The sequence below is a fragment of the Planomonospora sp. ID67723 genome, from assembly GCF_015711605.1.
In the GTDB taxonomy this organism is placed as follows: Bacteria; Actinomycetota; Actinomycetes; order Streptosporangiales; family Streptosporangiaceae; genus Planomonospora_A.
On record NZ_JABTEZ010000001.1, the window covers coordinates 1,701,220 to 1,717,642 of the forward strand.

Annotated in this window: 29 protein-coding genes; all 29 read left to right on the top strand. The window is 66.0% G+C overall.

The genetic code is table 11. The features are described from left to right. Nucleotides 1-66: 66 nt before the first annotated feature. Complete coding sequence (tuf, locus tag HS041_RS08120) at nucleotides 67-1,260, top strand: elongation factor Tu (protein ID WP_196439864.1); 1,194 nt, start codon at nucleotides 67-69, stop codon at nucleotides 1,258-1,260. 320 nt (nucleotides 1,261-1,580) lie between these two features. Further along, entirely contained in the window at nucleotides 1,581-1,889 is a 309-nt protein-coding gene (gene rpsJ / locus HS041_RS08125; protein ID WP_012887830.1) for a 30S ribosomal protein S10, read from the top strand. A gap of 14 nt (nucleotides 1,890-1,903) precedes the next feature. After that, the gene (rplC, locus tag HS041_RS08130; protein ID WP_196439865.1) at nucleotides 1,904-2,557 is read left to right on the top strand and encodes a 50S ribosomal protein L3; all 654 of its coding nucleotides are present in this window, start codon (nucleotides 1,904-1,906) and stop codon (nucleotides 2,555-2,557) included. Then, on the top strand, nucleotides 2,554-3,201 hold the full coding sequence (gene rplD / locus HS041_RS08135; RefSeq protein ID WP_196439866.1) for a 50S ribosomal protein L4: 648 nt from the start codon (nucleotides 2,554-2,556) through the stop codon (nucleotides 3,199-3,201). The genes rplC and rplD overlap by 4 nt, the downstream gene beginning before the upstream one ends. Continuing rightward, a complete protein-coding gene (gene rplW / locus HS041_RS08140) occupies nucleotides 3,201-3,500 on the top strand; it encodes a 50S ribosomal protein L23 (protein WP_196439867.1) in 300 nt (99 codons plus the stop codon). Before rplD ends, rplW begins: the two co-directional genes overlap by 1 nt. Nucleotides 3,501-3,593: 93 nt before the next feature. Further along, on the top strand, nucleotides 3,594-4,430 hold the full coding sequence (rplB, locus tag HS041_RS08145) for a 50S ribosomal protein L2 (protein WP_196439868.1): 837 nt from the start codon (nucleotides 3,594-3,596) through the stop codon (nucleotides 4,428-4,430). 11 nt (nucleotides 4,431-4,441) lie between these two features. Further along, entirely contained in the window at nucleotides 4,442-4,720 is a 279-nt protein-coding gene (gene rpsS, locus HS041_RS08150; protein WP_030451498.1) for a 30S ribosomal protein S19, read from the top strand. 33 nt (nucleotides 4,721-4,753) lie between these two features. Then, on the top strand, nucleotides 4,754-5,107 hold the full coding sequence (rplV, locus tag HS041_RS08155) for a 50S ribosomal protein L22 (RefSeq protein ID WP_184942285.1): 354 nt from the start codon (nucleotides 4,754-4,756) through the stop codon (nucleotides 5,105-5,107). Beyond that, nucleotides 5,107-5,964: a 30S ribosomal protein S3 gene (rpsC, locus tag HS041_RS08160; RefSeq protein WP_196439869.1), complete on the top strand. Its 858-nt coding sequence runs from the start codon at nucleotides 5,107-5,109 to the stop codon at nucleotides 5,962-5,964. The genes rplV and rpsC overlap by 1 nt, the downstream gene beginning before the upstream one ends. 2 nt (nucleotides 5,965-5,966) lie before the next feature. Beyond that, nucleotides 5,967-6,386, top strand: coding sequence for a 50S ribosomal protein L16 (rplP, locus tag HS041_RS08165; RefSeq protein ID WP_196439870.1), 420 nt, complete (start codon nucleotides 5,967-5,969; stop codon nucleotides 6,384-6,386). Further along, a complete protein-coding gene (gene rpmC / locus HS041_RS08170) occupies nucleotides 6,386-6,622 on the top strand; it encodes a 50S ribosomal protein L29 (protein ID WP_012887839.1) in 237 nt (78 codons plus the stop codon). Before rplP ends, rpmC begins: the two co-directional genes overlap by 1 nt. Beyond that, complete coding sequence (rpsQ, locus tag HS041_RS08175) at nucleotides 6,615-6,896, top strand: 30S ribosomal protein S17 (protein ID WP_196439871.1); 282 nt, start codon at nucleotides 6,615-6,617, stop codon at nucleotides 6,894-6,896. Before rpmC ends, rpsQ begins: the two co-directional genes overlap by 8 nt. A gap of 205 nt (nucleotides 6,897-7,101) precedes the next feature. Continuing rightward, nucleotides 7,102-7,470, top strand: a complete 369-nt coding sequence (rplN, locus tag HS041_RS08180; RefSeq protein WP_012887841.1) for a 50S ribosomal protein L14 — start codon at nucleotides 7,102-7,104, stop codon at nucleotides 7,468-7,470. A gap of 9 nt (nucleotides 7,471-7,479) precedes the next feature. Further along, nucleotides 7,480-7,770 carry a 50S ribosomal protein L24 gene (rplX, locus tag HS041_RS08185; RefSeq protein WP_196440828.1) on the top strand — a complete coding sequence of 97 codons (291 nt, stop codon included), beginning with the start codon at nucleotides 7,480-7,482 and terminating at the stop codon, nucleotides 7,768-7,770. Further along, a complete protein-coding gene (gene rplE, locus HS041_RS08190; protein ID WP_184942295.1) occupies nucleotides 7,770-8,339 on the top strand; it encodes a 50S ribosomal protein L5 in 570 nt (189 codons plus the stop codon). Before rplX ends, rplE begins: the two co-directional genes overlap by 1 nt. A gap of 2 nt (nucleotides 8,340-8,341) precedes the next feature. Then, nucleotides 8,342-8,527: a type Z 30S ribosomal protein S14 gene (locus HS041_RS08195; protein WP_012887844.1), complete on the top strand. Its 186-nt coding sequence runs from the start codon at nucleotides 8,342-8,344 to the stop codon at nucleotides 8,525-8,527. Nucleotides 8,528-8,669: 142 nt separating this feature from the next. Further along, nucleotides 8,670-9,068, top strand: coding sequence for a 30S ribosomal protein S8 (gene rpsH / locus HS041_RS08200; RefSeq protein ID WP_196439872.1), 399 nt, complete (start codon nucleotides 8,670-8,672; stop codon nucleotides 9,066-9,068). Between the two features lie 17 nt (nucleotides 9,069-9,085). After that, nucleotides 9,086-9,628 (top strand): 50S ribosomal protein L6, encoded by a 543-nt coding sequence (gene rplF / locus HS041_RS08205; RefSeq protein WP_196439873.1) that lies wholly within the window; start codon nucleotides 9,086-9,088, stop codon nucleotides 9,626-9,628. 2 nt (nucleotides 9,629-9,630) lie between these two features. Further along, nucleotides 9,631-10,014 (top strand): 50S ribosomal protein L18, encoded by a 384-nt coding sequence (rplR, locus tag HS041_RS08210; protein WP_196439874.1) that lies wholly within the window; start codon nucleotides 9,631-9,633, stop codon nucleotides 10,012-10,014. A gap of 34 nt (nucleotides 10,015-10,048) precedes the next feature. After that, nucleotides 10,049-10,681, top strand: coding sequence for a 30S ribosomal protein S5 (gene rpsE, locus HS041_RS08215; protein ID WP_196439875.1), 633 nt, complete (start codon nucleotides 10,049-10,051; stop codon nucleotides 10,679-10,681). A gap of 3 nt (nucleotides 10,682-10,684) precedes the next feature. Further along, a complete protein-coding gene (rpmD, locus tag HS041_RS08220) occupies nucleotides 10,685-10,867 on the top strand; it encodes a 50S ribosomal protein L30 (protein ID WP_068896549.1) in 183 nt (60 codons plus the stop codon). A gap of 2 nt (nucleotides 10,868-10,869) precedes the next feature. Further along, a complete protein-coding gene (gene rplO, locus HS041_RS08225; protein ID WP_196439876.1) occupies nucleotides 10,870-11,325 on the top strand; it encodes a 50S ribosomal protein L15 in 456 nt (151 codons plus the stop codon). A 175-nt stretch (nucleotides 11,326-11,500) separates the two neighbouring features. Continuing rightward, on the top strand, nucleotides 11,501-12,817 hold the full coding sequence (secY, locus tag HS041_RS08230) for a preprotein translocase subunit SecY (protein WP_196439877.1): 1,317 nt from the start codon (nucleotides 11,501-11,503) through the stop codon (nucleotides 12,815-12,817). Further along, complete coding sequence (locus tag HS041_RS08235; RefSeq protein WP_196439878.1) at nucleotides 12,817-13,467, top strand: adenylate kinase; 651 nt, start codon at nucleotides 12,817-12,819, stop codon at nucleotides 13,465-13,467. Before secY ends, HS041_RS08235 begins: the two co-directional genes overlap by 1 nt. Nucleotides 13,468-13,597: 130 nt before the next feature. Further along, nucleotides 13,598-14,425: a type I methionyl aminopeptidase gene (gene map / locus HS041_RS08240; RefSeq protein ID WP_196439879.1), complete on the top strand. Its 828-nt coding sequence runs from the start codon at nucleotides 13,598-13,600 to the stop codon at nucleotides 14,423-14,425. Nucleotides 14,426-14,458: 33 nt separating this feature from the next. Next, entirely contained in the window at nucleotides 14,459-14,896 is a 438-nt protein-coding gene (locus HS041_RS08245; RefSeq protein ID WP_196439880.1) for a DUF1707 SHOCT-like domain-containing protein, read from the top strand. A gap of 109 nt (nucleotides 14,897-15,005) precedes the next feature. Next, nucleotides 15,006-15,473, top strand: coding sequence for a hypothetical protein (locus HS041_RS08250; protein ID WP_196439881.1), 468 nt, complete (start codon nucleotides 15,006-15,008; stop codon nucleotides 15,471-15,473). A gap of 323 nt (nucleotides 15,474-15,796) precedes the next feature. Continuing rightward, entirely contained in the window at nucleotides 15,797-16,018 is a 222-nt protein-coding gene (infA, locus tag HS041_RS08255) for a translation initiation factor IF-1 (RefSeq protein WP_012887858.1), read from the top strand. Nucleotides 16,019-16,042: 24 nt separating this feature from the next. After that, the gene (rpmJ, locus tag HS041_RS08260; RefSeq protein WP_003956441.1) at nucleotides 16,043-16,156 is read left to right on the top strand and encodes a 50S ribosomal protein L36; all 114 of its coding nucleotides are present in this window, start codon (nucleotides 16,043-16,045) and stop codon (nucleotides 16,154-16,156) included. The last annotated feature ends 267 nt before the right edge of the window (nucleotides 16,157-16,423 follow it).

Here is a 16,423-nt window from a genome sequence, read left to right on the forward strand (position 1 = left end):
GGCCGGCCTTCCGAGCCCGAGTGAAAAAGACGCAAGTCAAGTCAGAATCTCTAAGGAGACAGACCAGTGGCCAAGGCCAAGTTCGAGCGGACCAAGCCGCACGTAAACATCGGCACCATTGGGCACATCGACCACGGCAAGACCACTCTGACCGCGGCGATCACCAAGGTGCTCCACGAGCGTTACCCTGAGCTCAACGAGGCGACCCCGTTCGACAAGATCGACAAGGCGCCCGAGGAGAAGGCTCGTGGTATCACGATCTCCATCGCGCACGTCGAGTACCAGACCGAGAAGCGCCACTACGCCCACGTGGACTGCCCCGGTCACGCCGACTACGTGAAGAACATGATCACGGGTGCGGCTCAGATGGACGGCGCGATCCTCGTGGTCGCCGCCACCGACGGTCCGATGCCGCAGACGAAGGAGCACGTCCTCCTGGCCCGCCAGGTCGGCGTCCCCTACATCGTCGTCGCCCTCAACAAGGCCGACATGGTGGACGACGAGGAGATCCTGGAGCTCGTCGAGCTCGAGGTCCGCGAGCTGCTCTCGGCTCAGGAGTTCCCCGGCGACGACCTGCCGGTCGTGCGCGTCTCCGCTCTGAAGGCCCTCGAGGGCGACCAGAAGTGGGGCGACAGCATCATCGAGCTGATGACCGCTGTCGACGAGAACGTGCCCGAGCCGACCCGTGACGTCGACAAGCCGTTCCTCATGCCGATCGAGGACGTCTTCTCGATCACCGGTCGCGGCACCGTGGTGACCGGCCGTATCGAGCGCGGCATCGTCAAGGTCAACGAGACCGTCGACATCATCGGCATCAAGACCGAGAAGACCACCACCACGGTCACCGGTGTCGAGATGTTCCGCAAGCTCCTCGACGAGGGCCAGGCCGGTGACAACGTCGGTCTGCTCCTCCGTGGCATCAAGCGCGAGGACGTCGAGCGCGGCCAGTGCATCATCAAGCCGGGCACGACCACCCCGCACACCGAGTTCGAGGCCCAGGTCTACATCCTGGCCAAGGACGAGGGCGGCCGCCACACGCCGTTCTTCAACAACTACCGTCCGCAGTTCTACTTCCGTACGACTGACGTGACCGGTGTCGTCAACCTGCCCGAGGGCACCGAGATGGTCATGCCCGGTGACAACACCGAGATGACCGTCCAGCTCATCCAGCCGATCGCGATGGAGGAAGGCCTCAAGTTCGCGATCCGTGAGGGTGGCCGGACCGTCGGCGCCGGTAACGTCACCAAGATCCTCAAGTAGTTCGACCGCGGAGTGGCGGTCGGCCCTCTCACCGGGGCCGGCCGCCGCACCACGAGGGGCTCCAGCGGCCCCTCCGCACGACCCACGAACCGTGATCTCGCAGTTGGTCCGGTCGCGGAAGTGACCGAAGTAACTGCCAGATCACGGAAGAAAGCGCAGACCACAAGCGTCTGCTACGTGGGACACAGGGGGACAGGCCCAGCCGGGCGTGACGGGACGTCGGAGACGGACCAGCGCAGGGCGGGGCGGAAACCCCTGGCATAGCGGCCACCGGCCGCACGTAACTTTTTCAGACGACAGCGAAGGACACCGAGGCCATTATGGCGGGACAGAAGATCCGCATCCGGCTCAAGGCCTATGACCACGAGGTCATCGACAGCTCGGCCAAGAAGATCGTCGAGACGGTGACGCGGACTGGCGCTAAGGTCGCGGGCCCGGTTCCGCTGCCGACCGAGAAGAACGTGTACTGCGTCATCCGCTCGCCGCACAAGTACAAGGACAGCCGCGAGCACTTCGAGATGCGCACGCACAAGCGGCTGATTGACATCATCGACCCGACGCCGAAGACGGTCGACTCGCTCATGCGACTCGACCTCCCCGCCGGCGTTGACATCTCGATCAAGCTCTGAGGGAACGCACTGACATGGCTAAGCAGATCAAGGGCGTCCTGGGCAAGAAGCTCGGCATGACCCAGGTCTTCGACGCGGACAACCGGATGGTCCCGGTGACCGTCGTCGAAGCTGGTCCGTGCGTCGTGACCCGCGTCCGCACCCCGGAAAAGGACGGCTACTCCGCCGTTCAGCTCGGCTTCGGGCAGATCGACCCGCGGAAGGTCAACAAGCCGCTCGGCGACTACCTGCGCAAGCACGAGATCACCCCGCGACGTTACTTCACGGAGATCCGTACCGACGACGCGAGCGAGTACACCCTCGGTCAGGAGCTCCTGGCCGACACCTTCGAGGCCGGCCAGTTCGTCGACGTGACGGGCAAGAGCAAGGGCAAGGGCTTCGCCGGTGTCATGAAGCGTCACGGCTTCAAGGGCCTGGGCGCCTCGCACGGTACCCAGCGCAAGCACCGCTCGCCGGGCTCCATCGGCGGCTGCGCCACCCCGGGCCGCGTCTTCAAGGGCCTGCGCATGGCCGGCCGGATGGGCAACGTCCGCACCACCGTGCAGAGCCTGAAGGTCCACGCCGTGGACGTCGAGAAGAACCTCATCCTCATCAAGGGTGCGGTTCCCGGCGCCAACGGCAGCCTGGTCCTCATCCGCACCGCTGCCAAGAAGGGGGCTGCCAAGTGAGCACCATTGACGTCCTCGACCTGAGTGGCGCGAAGACCGGCTCCGTCGACCTGCCCGAGGACGTCTTCGGCGCCAAGGTCAACATCCCGCTGATCCACCAGGTGGTCGTGGCCCAGCTCGCCGCTCGTCGGCAGGGCACCCACAAGGCCAAGACCCGTGGCGAGGTCAGCGGTGGCGGCAAGAAGCCGTACCGCCAGAAGGGCACCGGCCGCGCCCGTCAGGGTTCGACCCGCGCCCCGCAGTTCACCGGCGGTGGCACCGTCCACGGCCCGGTTCCGCGGGACTACTCGCAGAAGACCCCCAAGAAGATGAAGGCCGCCGCCCTGCGCGGGGCCCTCTCCGACCGGGCGAACGGCGGCCGCGTGCACGTGGTCAGCGCTCTGGTCTCCGGCGAGACCCCCAAGACCAAGGCGGCTCTCGAGTCGCTGCGGAAGGTCACGCAGGCGCGCAGCGTCCTGGTCGTCGTCGACGAGGGCGACGAGCTCACCTGGATGAGCCTGCGCAACGCTCCTGAGGTCCACCTGCTGGACGCCGGGCAGCTGAACACCTATGACGTGCTCTGCTACGACGACGTCGTCTTCACTCAGGAAGCGTACGACCAGGTCGTCGCGCGTCTGAGCAAGAGCGGGAAGGAAGACGCCTGATGCAGAAGATCGCCGACCCGCGCGACATCATCATCAAGCCGATCGTCTCCGAGAAGAGCTACGGCCTGATCGACGAGCACAACAAGTACACGTTCCTGGTGCGGAAGACGGCCAACAAGACGCAGGTGAAGATCGCCATTGAGCAGATCTTCGGCGTCAAGGTGGCCAGCGTCAACACCATCAACCGCCAGGGCAAGCGCAAGCGGACCAAGTTCGGCTACGGCCAGCGCCCGAGCACCAAGCGCGCGATCGTGAGCCTGGCTGAGGGCGACCGGATCGACATCTTCGGTCAGGGCTGAACCCGCTCGCCAAGTAAGTGACGCGTCGAACGCCCCTCGCCGGGAGGCGAGGGGCATTCGGCCGGATTAACCGACGAAGGATGAACGAAAAAGATGGGCATCCGTAAATACAAGCCGACGACCCCGGGTCGCCGCGGCTCGAGTGTCTCGGACTTCACCGAGATCACCCGCAGCACGCCCGAGAAGTCGCTGCTTGCTCCCCTGCACAGCAAGGGCGGCCGCAACGTCCACGGCCGGGTCACCACCCGCCACCAGGGCGGCGGCCACAAGCGCGCGTACCGGATCATCGACTTCCGGCGCCACGACAAGGACGGGATCCCGGCCAAGGTCGCTCACATCGAGTACGACCCGAACCGCACCTCCCGCATCGCGCTGCTGCACTACGCCGACGGGGAGAAGCGCTACATCCTCTGCCCGACCGGCCTCAAGCAGGGCGACAAGATCGAGAACGGCCCCGCGGCCGACATCAAGCCGGGTAACTGCCTCCCGCTGCGCAACATCCCGACCGGTACCTTCATCCACGCGGTGGAGCTCCGTCCGGGCGGCGGCGCCAAGCTGGGCCGGTCCGCCGGTGCGCAGATCCAGCTGCTCGCCAAGGAGGGCCAGTACGCCACGCTGCGTATGCCGTCCGGTGAGATGCGCCAGGTCGACGTCCGCTGCCGGGCCTCGATCGGCCAGGTGGGCAACGCCGAGCAGGGCAACATCAACTGGGGTAAGGCCGGCCGTATGCGGTGGAAGGGCAAGCGCCCGACCGTTCGTGGTGTCGCGATGAACCCGGTCGACCACCCGCACGGTGGTGGTGAGGGCAAGACCTCCGGCGGTCGCCACCCGGTCAACCCCAAGGGCAAGCCCGAGGGTCGTACCCGCGCGGCGAACAAGGCCAGTGACCGCCTGATCATCCGTCGTCGGACCAAGCGGAAGAAGCGGTAGGAGTAGCCGAAATGCCACGTAGTCTTAAGAAGGGTCCCTTCGTGGACGACCACCTTCAGAAGAAGGTGGACGCTCAGAACGAGAAGGGCACCAAGAACGTCATCAAGACGTGGTCGCGGCGCTCCATGATCGTGCCCGACATGCTCGGTCACACGATCGCCGTTCACGACGGCCGCAAGCACGTCCCGGTGTTCGTCACCGAGTCGATGATCGGTCACAAGCTCGGCGAGTTCGCGCCCACGCGGACGTTCCGCAGCCACGTCAAGGAAGACCGCCGCAGCCGGCGGTAAGCGCCTGTCGAAGAAGGTATAGAGGAGTAAGCGATGGAAGCCAGGGCTCAGGTGCGGTTCGCGCGCCACACGCCCATGAAGGCCCGCCGCGTGGTGGACCTCATTCGCGGGCTGCCCGCTTCGGAGGCGCAGGCCGTGCTGCAGTTCGCTCCCCAGTCGGCGAGCGAGACCGTGTACAAGGTGCTGTCCAGCGCCATTGCCAACGCGGAGCACAACTTCAACCTCGACCGCGACACGCTCTTCGTGAGCCGTGCGTGGGTCGACGAGGGCCCGACGCTGAAGCGGTTCCGTCCGCGTGCCCAGGGTCGTGCCTATCGGATCAACAAGCGGACGAGCCACATCACCGTGATCGTGGAGTCCCGCGAGCCGAAGGGGAGGACCCGCTAGTGGGTCAGAAGGTCAACCCGCACGGGTTCCGCCTCGGCATCACGACCGACTTCAAGAGCCGGTGGTATGCCGACAAGCTCTACAAGTCGTACGTCGCCGAAGACGTCGCGATCCGCCGCATGCTGAAGAAGGGCATGGAGCGGGCCGGCATTTCCAAGGTCGAGATCGAGCGGACCACCGACCGGGTTCAGGTCGACATCCACACCGCCCGTCCGGGCATCGTCATCGGCCGCCGCGGCGCCGAGGCGGACCGGATCCGCGGTGACCTCGAGAAGCTGACCAAGAAGCAGGTCCAGCTCAACATCCTCGAGGTCAAGAACCCCGAGATCGACGCTCAGCTCGTCGCCCAGGGCGTGGCCGAGCAGCTCTCCAGCCGTGTCTCGTTCCGTCGGGCCATGCGCAAGGCGATGCAGTCGGCGATGAAGAGCGGCGCCAAGGGCATCCGGGTGCAGTGCTCCGGCCGTCTGGGCGGTGCCGAGATGTCCCGCTCGGAGTTCTACCGCGAGGGCCGCGTGCCCCTGCACACGCTCCGCGCGGACATCGACTACGGCCTCTACGAGGCCCGTACCACCTTCGGCCGCATCGGCGTGAAGGTGTGGATCTACAAGGGCGAGGCTCCGACCAGCCGCGCCGAGCGCGAGGCGGCTGCCGCCGGCGCTCGTGCGGGCCAGCGTCGTGAGCGCGACGACCGTCGTGGCGGCGGCGCCGGCGGCGACCGTCCCCGTCGTGGCGGCGGCGCCGGTGGCGACCGTCCCCGTCGCGGTGGCCGTGGCGACCGCGCCCCCAGGACCGAGGCGGCCTCGCAGGCTGCCCCCGAGACCGGCCCGGCTGCGCAGCCGGGTGCTGAAGGGAGCTGACCATGCTGATCCCTCGCAGGGTCAAGCACCGCAAGCAGCACCGGCCCGACCGCAGCGGCGCCGCCAAGGGCGGCACCAGGGTCGTGTTCGGCGAGTTCGGCATTCAGGCAGTTGAGCACTCCTACGTGACCAACCGCCAGATCGAGTCGGCTCGTATCGCCATGACCCGGCACATCCGCCGTGGCGGCAAGGTGTGGATCAACATCTACCCGGACCGTCCGCTCACCAAGAAGCCGGCCGAGACCCGCATGGGTTCCGGTAAGGGTTCGCCTGAGTGGTGGATCGCCAACGTCAAGCCCGGTCGCGTCATGTTCGAGCTGTCGGGTGTCGCCGAGCCGGTGGCCCGTGAGGCCATGCGCCGTGCGATGCACAAGCTCCCGATGAAGTGCCGGTTCGTTAAGCGTGAAGTGGGTGAGGCGTGATGGCTAAGGGCCTGACCGCCGGTGAGCTGCGGGTGGAGGACCAGGACACCCTGGTCCAGAAGCTGAAGGAAGCCAAGGAGGAGCTGTTCAACCTCCGCTTCCAGGCCGCGACCGGTCAGTTGGAGAGCCACGGGCGGCTGCGCGCTGTCCGCCGCGAGATCGCCCGTATCTACACCGTGATGCGCGAGCGGGAGCTCGGCATTGTGACGGTTGAGAAGGAGTCGATCGATGGCTGAGACCACGGAGAACACGACCGAGACGCGGAGCCACCGCAAGACCCGCGAGGGTCTGGTCGTCAGTGACAAGATGGACAAGACCGTCGTCGTCGCTGTTGAGGACCGCGTCAAGCACCCCCTGTACGGCAAGGTCATCCGTAGGACGACCAAGTACAAGGCGCACGACGAGGCCAACAGCTGCGGCGTCGGCGACCGCGTCCTCCTGATGGAGACCCGTCCCCTGTCGGCGAGCAAGCGCTGGCGGGTCGTCGAGATCCTCGAGAAGGCGAAGTAACGAACGCGCCTCGTGGGGGGTGGCCGAAGGGCCCACCCCCCATGACGGTGTCCAAGGGCGCGGAGGCTCCCCCTCGGGAGAGTCCCCGCGCCGCCTGCGGCGGCGGCCCGGCTCCGGCCGGAGCTGTCGCCGGGGGAAAAAGACCACAGTAGGTTCCGCAAGGCTCACCCGAGGGTGAGAACCAGCGAGACAAACAGGAGTAGACGTGATCCAGCAGGAGTCGCGACTCAAGGTCGCCGACAACACGGGTGCGAAGGAAGTCCTTTGCATCCGTGTGCTCGGCGGCTCGGGTCGGCGCTACGCCGGCATCGGCGACATCATCGTCGCCACAGTCAAGGACGCCATCCCCGGCGGCACCGTGAAGAAGGGCGATGTCGTCAAGGCTGTCATCGTTCGCACTGTCAAGGAGCGCCGCCGGCCCGACGGCTCCTACATCCGCTTCGACGAGAACGCCGCCGTCATCATCAAGGACAGCGGTGACCCTCGCGGCACGCGTATCTTCGGTCCCGTCGGCCGCGAGCTGCGTGACAAGAAGTTCATGCGCATCATCTCGCTCGCGCCGGAGGTGTTGTAAATGTCGAAGCTGCATGTGAAGAAGGGTGACCTGGTCCAGGTCATCGCCGGCAAGGACAAGGGTGCCAAGGGTCGTGTGATCGCCGCCCTCCCGCGCGAGGACCGCGTGGTGGTCGAAGGCGTCAACATGATCAAGAAGCACGTCAAGGAGACCCACCAGGGTCCGCGCGGCGCCAAGACCGGCGGTGTGCAGACGATGGAGGCCCCCATCCACGTGAGCAACGTCAAGAAGCTCAAGGATGACGAGAAGCCCGCCAAGAAGGCCGAGAAGAAGGCCGACGAGACGGGTGAGGACAACTGATGACCGCGACTTCCGAAGAGCGCACGCTCCCCCGCCTCAAGCAGCGTTACCGCGAAGAGATCATCGCGAAGCTGCACGAGGAGTTCGGGTTCGAGAACATCATGCTGGTCCCCACGATCACCAAGATCAAGGTGAACATGGGTGTCGGCGAGGCCGCCCGCGACTCGAAGCTGATCGAGGGCGCCGTCCGTGACCTCACGGTCATCACCGGCCAGAAGCCGGCCGTCGTCCGGGCCCGCAAGTCCATCGCCCAGTTCAAGCTGCGCGAGGGCATGCCGATCGGCGCCCACGTCACGCTCCGCGGCGACCGCATGTGGGAGTTCCTGGACCGCCTGCTCTCCCTGGCGCTGCCGCGTATCCGCGACTTCCGCGGCCTGTCGCCGAAGCAGTTCGACGGCAACGGCAACTACACCTTCGGTCTCACCGAGCAGGTCATGTTCCACGAGATCGACCAGGACAAGGTCGACCGGCAGCGTGGCATGGACATCACGGTCGTGACCACCGCCAAGACCGACGACCAGGGCCGGGCGCTGCTGAAGCACCTCGGCTTCCCCTTCAAGGAGGCCTGATCATGGCGAAGACGTCGCTCAAGGTCAAGGCTGCTCGCAAGGCCAAGTTCGAGGTCCGGGCCTACACCCGGTGCTCGCGCTGTGGCCGTCCCCGCGCCGTCTACCGGAAGTTCGGCCTGTGCCGCATCTGCTTCCGCGAGATGGCGCATCGGGGCGAGCTGCCCGGCATCACCAAGTCGAGCTGGTAGCCGTCCGCGCGGACCGGTGGCCATCACCGGTCCGCGCGGCGCCTGCCGTGCACAGAAGTCATATTCACCGGGCGCTGCCTCAAGCGCCCACGACCGCACCGTAGGTCCCCTGTGGAAACCGCGGTGAGGAAGGCCACCGGCCATGACGATGACCGATCCGATCGCAGACATGCTGACGCGTCTGCGAAACGCGAACTCGGCTTACCACGAAACCGTGGCCATGCCGTACTCGAAGATCAAGGCGCACATCGCCGAGATCCTTCAGCAGGAGGGCTACATCCAGGCCTGGAGCGTCGAAGACGCCAAGGTCGGAAAGAACCTCGTGGTGGAGCTGAAGTTCGGGCCGACCCGTGAGCGCTCGCTCGCGGGTCTGCGCCGGGTCTCCAAGCCCGGCCTGCGGGTCTATGCAAAGAAGGACAACCTGCCCCGGGTCCTGGGCGGGCTGGGCGTCGCGATCATCTCGACGTCCGCCGGTCTCATGACCGACAAGCAGGCCGGCAAGCGCGGAGTGGGCGGGGAAGTCCTCGCCTTCGTTTGGTAGAGGGGAGAAAACACAGCATGTCGAGAATCGGACGGCTGCCCATCCCTGTACCGAACGGCGTCGACGTCGCCATCGACGGTCAGGGTGTCACGGTCAAGGGCCCGAAGGGCACACTTTCACACACGGTCGCTGAGCCGATCGCGGTCGCCAAGGGCGAGGACGGTGCCGTCACCGTCACCCGCCCCAGCGACGAGAACAAGGTCCGTGCGCTGCACGGGCTCTCCCGCACGCTGATCGCCAACATGGTGACGGGCGTGACCCAGGGCTACACCAAGACCCTGGAGATCGTGGGTGTCGGTTACCGGGTCCAGGCCAAGAGCCCGACTCAGCTCGAGTTCGCTCTGGGCTTCAGTCACCCGGTGATCGTGGACGCCCCCGAGGGCGTCACCTTCCGCGTCGAGAAGCCGACCCTGTTCCACGTGGACGGCATCGACAAGCAGAAGGTCGGCGAGATCGCCGCGAACATCCGCAAGCTGCGCAAGCCCGACCCGTACAAGGGCAAGGGCGTGCGCTACCAGGGTGAAGTTATCCGCCGCAAGGTCGGAAAGGCTGGTAAGTAGGCATGGCTGGCAAGACTGCGTTCGGCAAGCACACGGCCGCCCGCGCCGTCTCGCGGGCCCGCCGCCACGGCCGCGTCCGCAAGAAGGTGGTCGGCACGACCGCGCGTCCGCGCATGGTCGTCAACCGCTCCACTCGGCATCTCTTCGTGCAGATCGTCGACGACACCCAGGGCCACACGCTGGTGAGCGCCTCCACCATGGAGAGCTCCCTGCGCGCGGCCGAGGGCGTCAAGACCGACAAGGCGAAGCAGGTCGGCGAGCTTCTCGCTCAGCGGGCCAAGGCTGCCGGGATCACCGCTGTCGTCTTCGACCGCGGTGGCAACCGCTACGCGGGTCGCATCGCGGCCCTGGCGGACAGCGCCCGCGAAGGTGGGCTGGAGTTCTGATGGCCCGTCTTACGAATGAGAAGAGGAACCACTGATGGCTGGAGCTCCGCGTCGCGGTGGCGCCGCCGGTGGCGAGCGGCGTGACGGTCGTCGTGACGACCGCCGCGGTGGCAACGCTGACAAGGGCGTCTCGTACATCGAGCGCGTCGTGAAGATCAACCGAGTGGCCAAGGTCGTGAAGGGTGGTCGTCGCTTCAGCTTCACCGCCCTGGTTATCGTCGGTGACGGTAACGGCCTGGTCGGCGTCGGCTACGGCAAGGCCAAGGAAGTCCCCGCGGCCATCGCCAAGGGTGTCGAAGAGGCCAAGAAGCACTTCTTCAAGGTGCCCCGCATCCAGGGCACCATCCCGCACATCGTGCAGGGTGAAGAGGCCGCGGGTGTCGTCTTCCTCCGTCCGGCCTCGCCCGGTACCGGTGTCATCGCCGGTGGCCCGGTGCGCGCCGTCCTGGAGTGCGCCGGCATCCACGATGTCCTGTCCAAGTCGCTCGGCTCGGACAACCCGATCAACATCGTGCACGCCACGGTGGCCGCTCTGAAGGGCCTCAGCCGCCCCGAGGAGATCGCCGCCCGCCGGGGCCTGCCGATCGAGGACGTCGCCCCCAAGGCGATGCTCAAGGCTCGCGCCGAGGGTCTCGCGGAGGCCGCGGCGGCGAAGGCGGTGAGCTAGTCGATGGCACGTCTGAAGATCACGCAGGTCCGCTCGAAGATCGGTGGCAAGCAGAACCAGCGTGACTCGCTGCGCTCGCTCGGTCTGAAGCGAATCGGTGACGTCGTCGTCAAGGAGGACCGCCCGGAGATCCGCGGCATGGTCTCCGTGGTGACGCACCTCGTCACCGTGGAAGAGGTCGACTAGACATGGCAGAGAACACTCCGCTCCGCATCCACCACCTGCGTCCGGCCCCCGGCGCCAACAAGTCGAAGGTCCGCAAGGGCCGCGGCGAGGCGTCCAAGGGCAAGACCGCCGGTCGTGGCACCAAGGGCACGCGCGCCAGGAACAACGTCCCCCTCGGTTTCGAGGGTGGCCAGGTTCCGCTCCAGCGCCGCCTGCCCAAGTACAAGGGCTTCAGCAACGCCCTGTTCAAGACGACCTACCAGGTCGTCAACCTGGACAAGCTCGGCGAGCTGTTCCCCGAGGGTGGCGACGTCACCGTCGAGACGCTGGTCGCCAAGGGCGCGGTCCGCAAGAACCAGCTCGTGAAGGTTCTCGGAACCGGTGACATCTCCGTGGCGTTGAACGTGCAGGCGCACGCCTTCTCCGCCAGCGCCAAGGAGAAGATCGCCGCGGCCGGGGGCTCCGTCTCCGAGCTGTAGGCATGAAAACGAGGCGCGGGGGCTCACAATGGGCCCCCGCGCCCGTAGTGCGTTAGAGTTCGCTGGACAGTGAGTGTCAACTCATTTACACGCGCTCGTTGACTTGAGATAGCAAGATGGACCACCCCCGCACCATCGCTGACCGACCTCGCCTTTCAGGCGCGCAGGAGGGACCGTGCTGACCGCGTTTACCCGAGCGTTCCGTACGCCGGACCTGCGTAAGAAGCTGCTCTTCACACTGGGCATCATCGCGCTGTTCCGTCTCGGCTCGGTTCTTCCGACTCCGGGTGTTCACACCGAAAACATCGCCCTGTGTCTCAAGGAGGCACAGGCCGGCGATGCGAACAACATTTATGGCATGGTGCAGCTCTTCAGTGGTGGAGCGCTGCTGAAGCTGTCGGTGTTCGCGCTCGGCATCATGCCGTACATCACCGCGAGCATCATTCTGCAGCTGCTGGTCGTGGTCATTCCCCGCCTGGAAGCCCTCAAGAAGGAGGGCCAGGCCGGACAGAGCAAGATCACTCAGTACACGCGTTATCTGACGATCGGCCTGGCGATCCTCCAGTCGACCGCCTTCATCGCCCTCGCGCGCAGCGGGCAGCTCTTCCCCGGCTGCCAGCAGGAGATCCTGCTGGACAAGGACAACGTCTTCGGCATCATCACGATGGTGCTGGTGATGACCGCCGGTACCGGCGTCATCATGTGGCTGGGCGAGCTCGTCACCGACCGCGGCGTCGGCAACGGCATGTCGATCCTGATCTTCGCCCAGGTCATCGCGGTCTTCCCGGCCGAGCTGCTGCGCATCGGCCAGCAGAAGGGTGCCTTCGTCTTCGCCGTGGTGATGGTCGTCGGCATCGCGATGATCGCCCTGGTCGTCATGGTCGAGCAGGCTCAGCGCCGGATTCCGGTGCAGTACGCCAAGCGCATGGTCGGCCGCCGGATGTACGGCGGGACCTCGACCTACATCCCGCTGAAGGTGAACCAGGCCGGCATCATCCCGGTCATCTTCGCCTCCTCGCTGCTCTATCTTCCGCAGCTGGTCACGAGCCTCTTCAGCAACACTCAGGAAGAGCCGAACGCGGTCATCCAGTGGATCAACCAGAACCTGGTCACCGGCGACACCCCCGCCTACATGATCACGTTCTTCCTCCTGATCGTCTTCTTCACCTACTTCTACGTGTCCATCACCTTCAACCCCGTTGAAGTCGCCGACAACATGAAGAAGTACGGTGGTTTCATCCCGGGCATCCGCCCGGGACGCCCCACGGCCGAGTACCTCAGCTACGTGCTCTCGCGGCTCACGGCTCCCGGATCGCTCTATCTGGGCCTGATCTCCATGGTGCCGATCGTCGCACTGGCGCTCGTCGGGGCGAGCCAGAACTTCCCGTTCGGAGGCACGAGCATTCTGATCATGGTGGGTGTCGGTCTTGACACCGTGAAGCAGATCGAGAGCCAGCTCCAGCAGCGCAATTACGAAGGCTTCCTGAAGTAGTGCGTCTCGTCCTGGTGGGGCCCCCCGGAGCGGGTAAGGGGACACAGGCCCAGTTCATCGCATCGAACCTGTCCATCCCGAAGATCTCGACAGGTGACATTTTCCGTGCCAACGTCTCGGGCGGTACGGAGCTCGGCAAGCTTGCCAAGGAATACATGGACCGCGGTGACCTCGTGCCCGACGAGGTCACCATCGCGATGGTCCGCGACCGCCTCTCGGAGGACGACGCGCAGGACGGCTTCCTGCTCGACGGCTTCCCCAGGAACGTGCCCCAGGCCGAGATCCTGAAGAAGATGCTCGCCGAGTTCGGCGTCGCGCTGGACATCGTGCTGGAACTCGTGGTCGACGAGGACGAGGTCGTCCGCCGGCTGGCCGGCCGCCGTACCTGCAGCCAGTGCGGTCGCATCTGGCACGTCGACTTCGACGACAAGAAGGACGACATCTGCGACGCCTGCGGCGGCAGCCTCTACCAGCGTGACGACGACAAGGAGGAGACCGTCCGGCGCAGGCTGGAGGTCTACCAGGAGCAGACCGCTCCGCTCGTCTCCTACTACGCCGAGGAGAAGCTCCTGGTCGGCGTGGACGCGGCAGGTCCGGTGGAAGAGGTCACCCAGCGCGCGATGGATGCCCTGGCGCCTTACGCGGACTAGCGGTTCTCATCCGGCACGCCACCCATGGGGTCCCCCATGGGTGGCGTGCTGTCGTTAGGAGAGCTCCTAGGGCACAATCGGGGGAATTGAGCTCCCGACTTGCCCGTTTAATCACCCCGGGGGTGTACACGTGTTCAAGAAGAACAAGCACGGGATCCAGGTCAAGACGCCCGAGCAGCTGGAGAAGATGCGCGCCGCGGGCCTGGTGGTCGGCCGGACGCTGCAACTGCTCCGGGAGAGCGTGCGCCCCGGCCTGACCCCGCTGGACCTCGACGCGATCGCGGAGGAGGCCATCCGGGGCGAGGGGGCGATCCCCTCCTTCAAGGGCTACCAGGGTTTCCCCGCGACGATCTGCGCCTCCGTCAACGACGAGGTCGTCCACGGTATCCCGGGCAGCCGGCGGGCGCTGCAGGAGGGCGACATCATCTCCATCGACTGCGGCGCGATCCTGGACGGCTGGCACGGCGACTCCGCGATCACCGTCCCGGTCGGCGAGGTCGACCCCAGGCTCACCGAGCTGATGCGGGTCACCGAGGAGGCCATGTGGCGCGGGATCGCCGCGCTGACCGTGGGCCGCCACCTGTCCGACATCGGGTACGAGGTCGAGCGGTACGTCCGCTCCCAGGGCCGCTACGGCATCCCCAAGGAGTACGGCGGGCACGGGATCGGCACCGAGATGCACATGGACCCGTGGGTGGCCAACCACGGCAGGCCCGGCAAGGGGCCGAAGTTCGAGGCGGGCATGTGCCTGGCGATCGAGCCGATGGTCAACCTGGGCACCGACCGCACCAAGGTGCTGGCCGACGACTGGACGGTCGTCACGACCGACGGCAAGGCCTCCGCGCACTTCGAGCACAGCGTCGCCGTGACACATAATGGACCTTGGGTACTGACCGCCCTTGACGGGGGGAAAGAGCGGCTTGCCGATCTGTTGGGAGAGAGCGCGGGCCAGGCGTGAGCGGTCCGCCCCGGTGAGCGGATGTGGGTGACGATGGCGGCTGACCCGAAGATGCGGGCGTCGGACGACGACAGGGACAAGGTCGCCTCGGCGCTCAGGGAGCACTACGCGCAGGGCCGTCTCACGGTCGAGGAGTTCGACGAGCGGCTCGAGCAGCTGTACGCCAGCAAGACGTACGGCGAGCTCGCCACTCTCACCTCCGACCTGCCCGGCGTCGACCTGCGCAAGCTGCCCGCGACCGCGGAGCGGCGCCCCGAGCGGCGTGTCGAGAAGAGGAACAGGGAACTGGCCGGGATGTGGGCTCCCTGGGCGGTGGCCGGCTCCGTCAACTGGATGATCTGGTTCATCATCGGTGCGACGGACGGCTTCGACTTCCCCTATCCGTGGCCTCTGTGGGTGATGGGCCCATGGGGGGCGATTCTGCTGGTCGGCACCGTCATCATGAAGCTGAGCAAGGACGGCAAGTCGTAATAGTGCACGCTCGGCACTGAGTGTGCATTCCTCCGCAGAAGGGCGGATCGAATCTTCCTAATGTAAGCGGTGTCCGAACAGCAGGACCCCTCACAGGAGGAAGAAAGAAATGAGCAAGTTCCGTACCATCCTCGTCGGCACCGCCCTCGCCGGCTCCCTCGCCGCCGGCCTGGCCGCCGCTCCGGCCCAGGCCGCGACCGCCGGCACCGCCACCTCCGCCGAGCAGGTTCAGGGTCCGAAGAAGCACTTCTTCGGTCCTTACTACTCGAAGTTCGGCGGCGGCGAGAGCTTCGGCAAGCGCTCCTACTTCAAGGGCTACTGGTACAAGGACGACGGCCGCTACTGGTTCTTCGGCGACCTGTTCGACCGTGACCGCGACCGCGAGTACAGCTACGTCTGGTTCAAGTGGCACGACCGGTTCGGCCACCACGTCAAGTACTACAAGACCTTCGGTGGCAAGCACTTCGACAAGTTCGGCGGCTTCAAGGGCAGCAACGGCTTCGACGACTTCAAGATCCGCGTCTGCGAGGGCGACAACCGCTTCGACGACTGCGGCAGCTGGGGCGACGCTTTCTGAGTCGACCGACCCGGCCAGGGGGGAAACCTGGGCCGGGAGAGTGACCCAGGGGGAAGCCGACTTCGCTGAGCCCGCCGGTGACCGTGTCACCGGCGGGCTCTTCGCACGTCAGGCCCGCGGAAGGGGTATCCTGGGTACCGGTTGTGTCGAGGCACCGGCCGTCTGTTTCGCATTTCATCGCCCGGTGCCGTACACTCCTTTTTCGGTTCACTATGACCATTGCGCGTCGGCGGTGTCGCTACCGCCGCTCTCATCGAAGCGCGTGGTCGCGGCTGCTTAGTGTTCCGAAGCCTCAGACGACCGATCAGTGAAACGCGAGGGACATGGCCAAGAAAGACGGCGCCATCGAGATCGAGGGCACTGTGGTTGAGTCGCTCCCGAACGCGATGTTCCGGGTGCAGCTCGACAACGGCCATAAGGTCCTGGCCCACATCAGCGGGCGGATGCGCATGCACTACATCCGCATTCTTCCCGACGACCGGGTCGTTGTGGAACTGAGCCCCTACGACCTCAGTCGTGGGCGGATCGTCTACCGATACAAGTAAGCGTCTGAGGGACGAATAAGGACTATGAAGGTCAAGCCGAGCGTCAAGAAGATCTGCGACAAGTGCAAGGTGATCCGCCGGCACGGTCGCGTCATGGTGATCTGCGACAACCTGCGCCACAAGCAGCGCCAGGGCTAGTCACAGAGAAGGTCTTGCAAGAGTCCGCTCCATGAGGCGGGCTCGTTCCATGTGAGGCCACCGGGAGGCGAAGCCGGTCCGCGACCAGCGCGGAGGCGGCGGGACCCGACCGGTTGAACGGTAATCGCGTTTCACATCTGCGTAGGCGGCCCTGGAGGCCGTACCCCGCAGAAGACCCCCGGTCGGAGGCCGGGGCCCTCACCCCGGGCATTGGGGAGGGGCAGTGAAGCGTAGGACCTCCGCCACAAAGAAGGAGAATGCCCGACC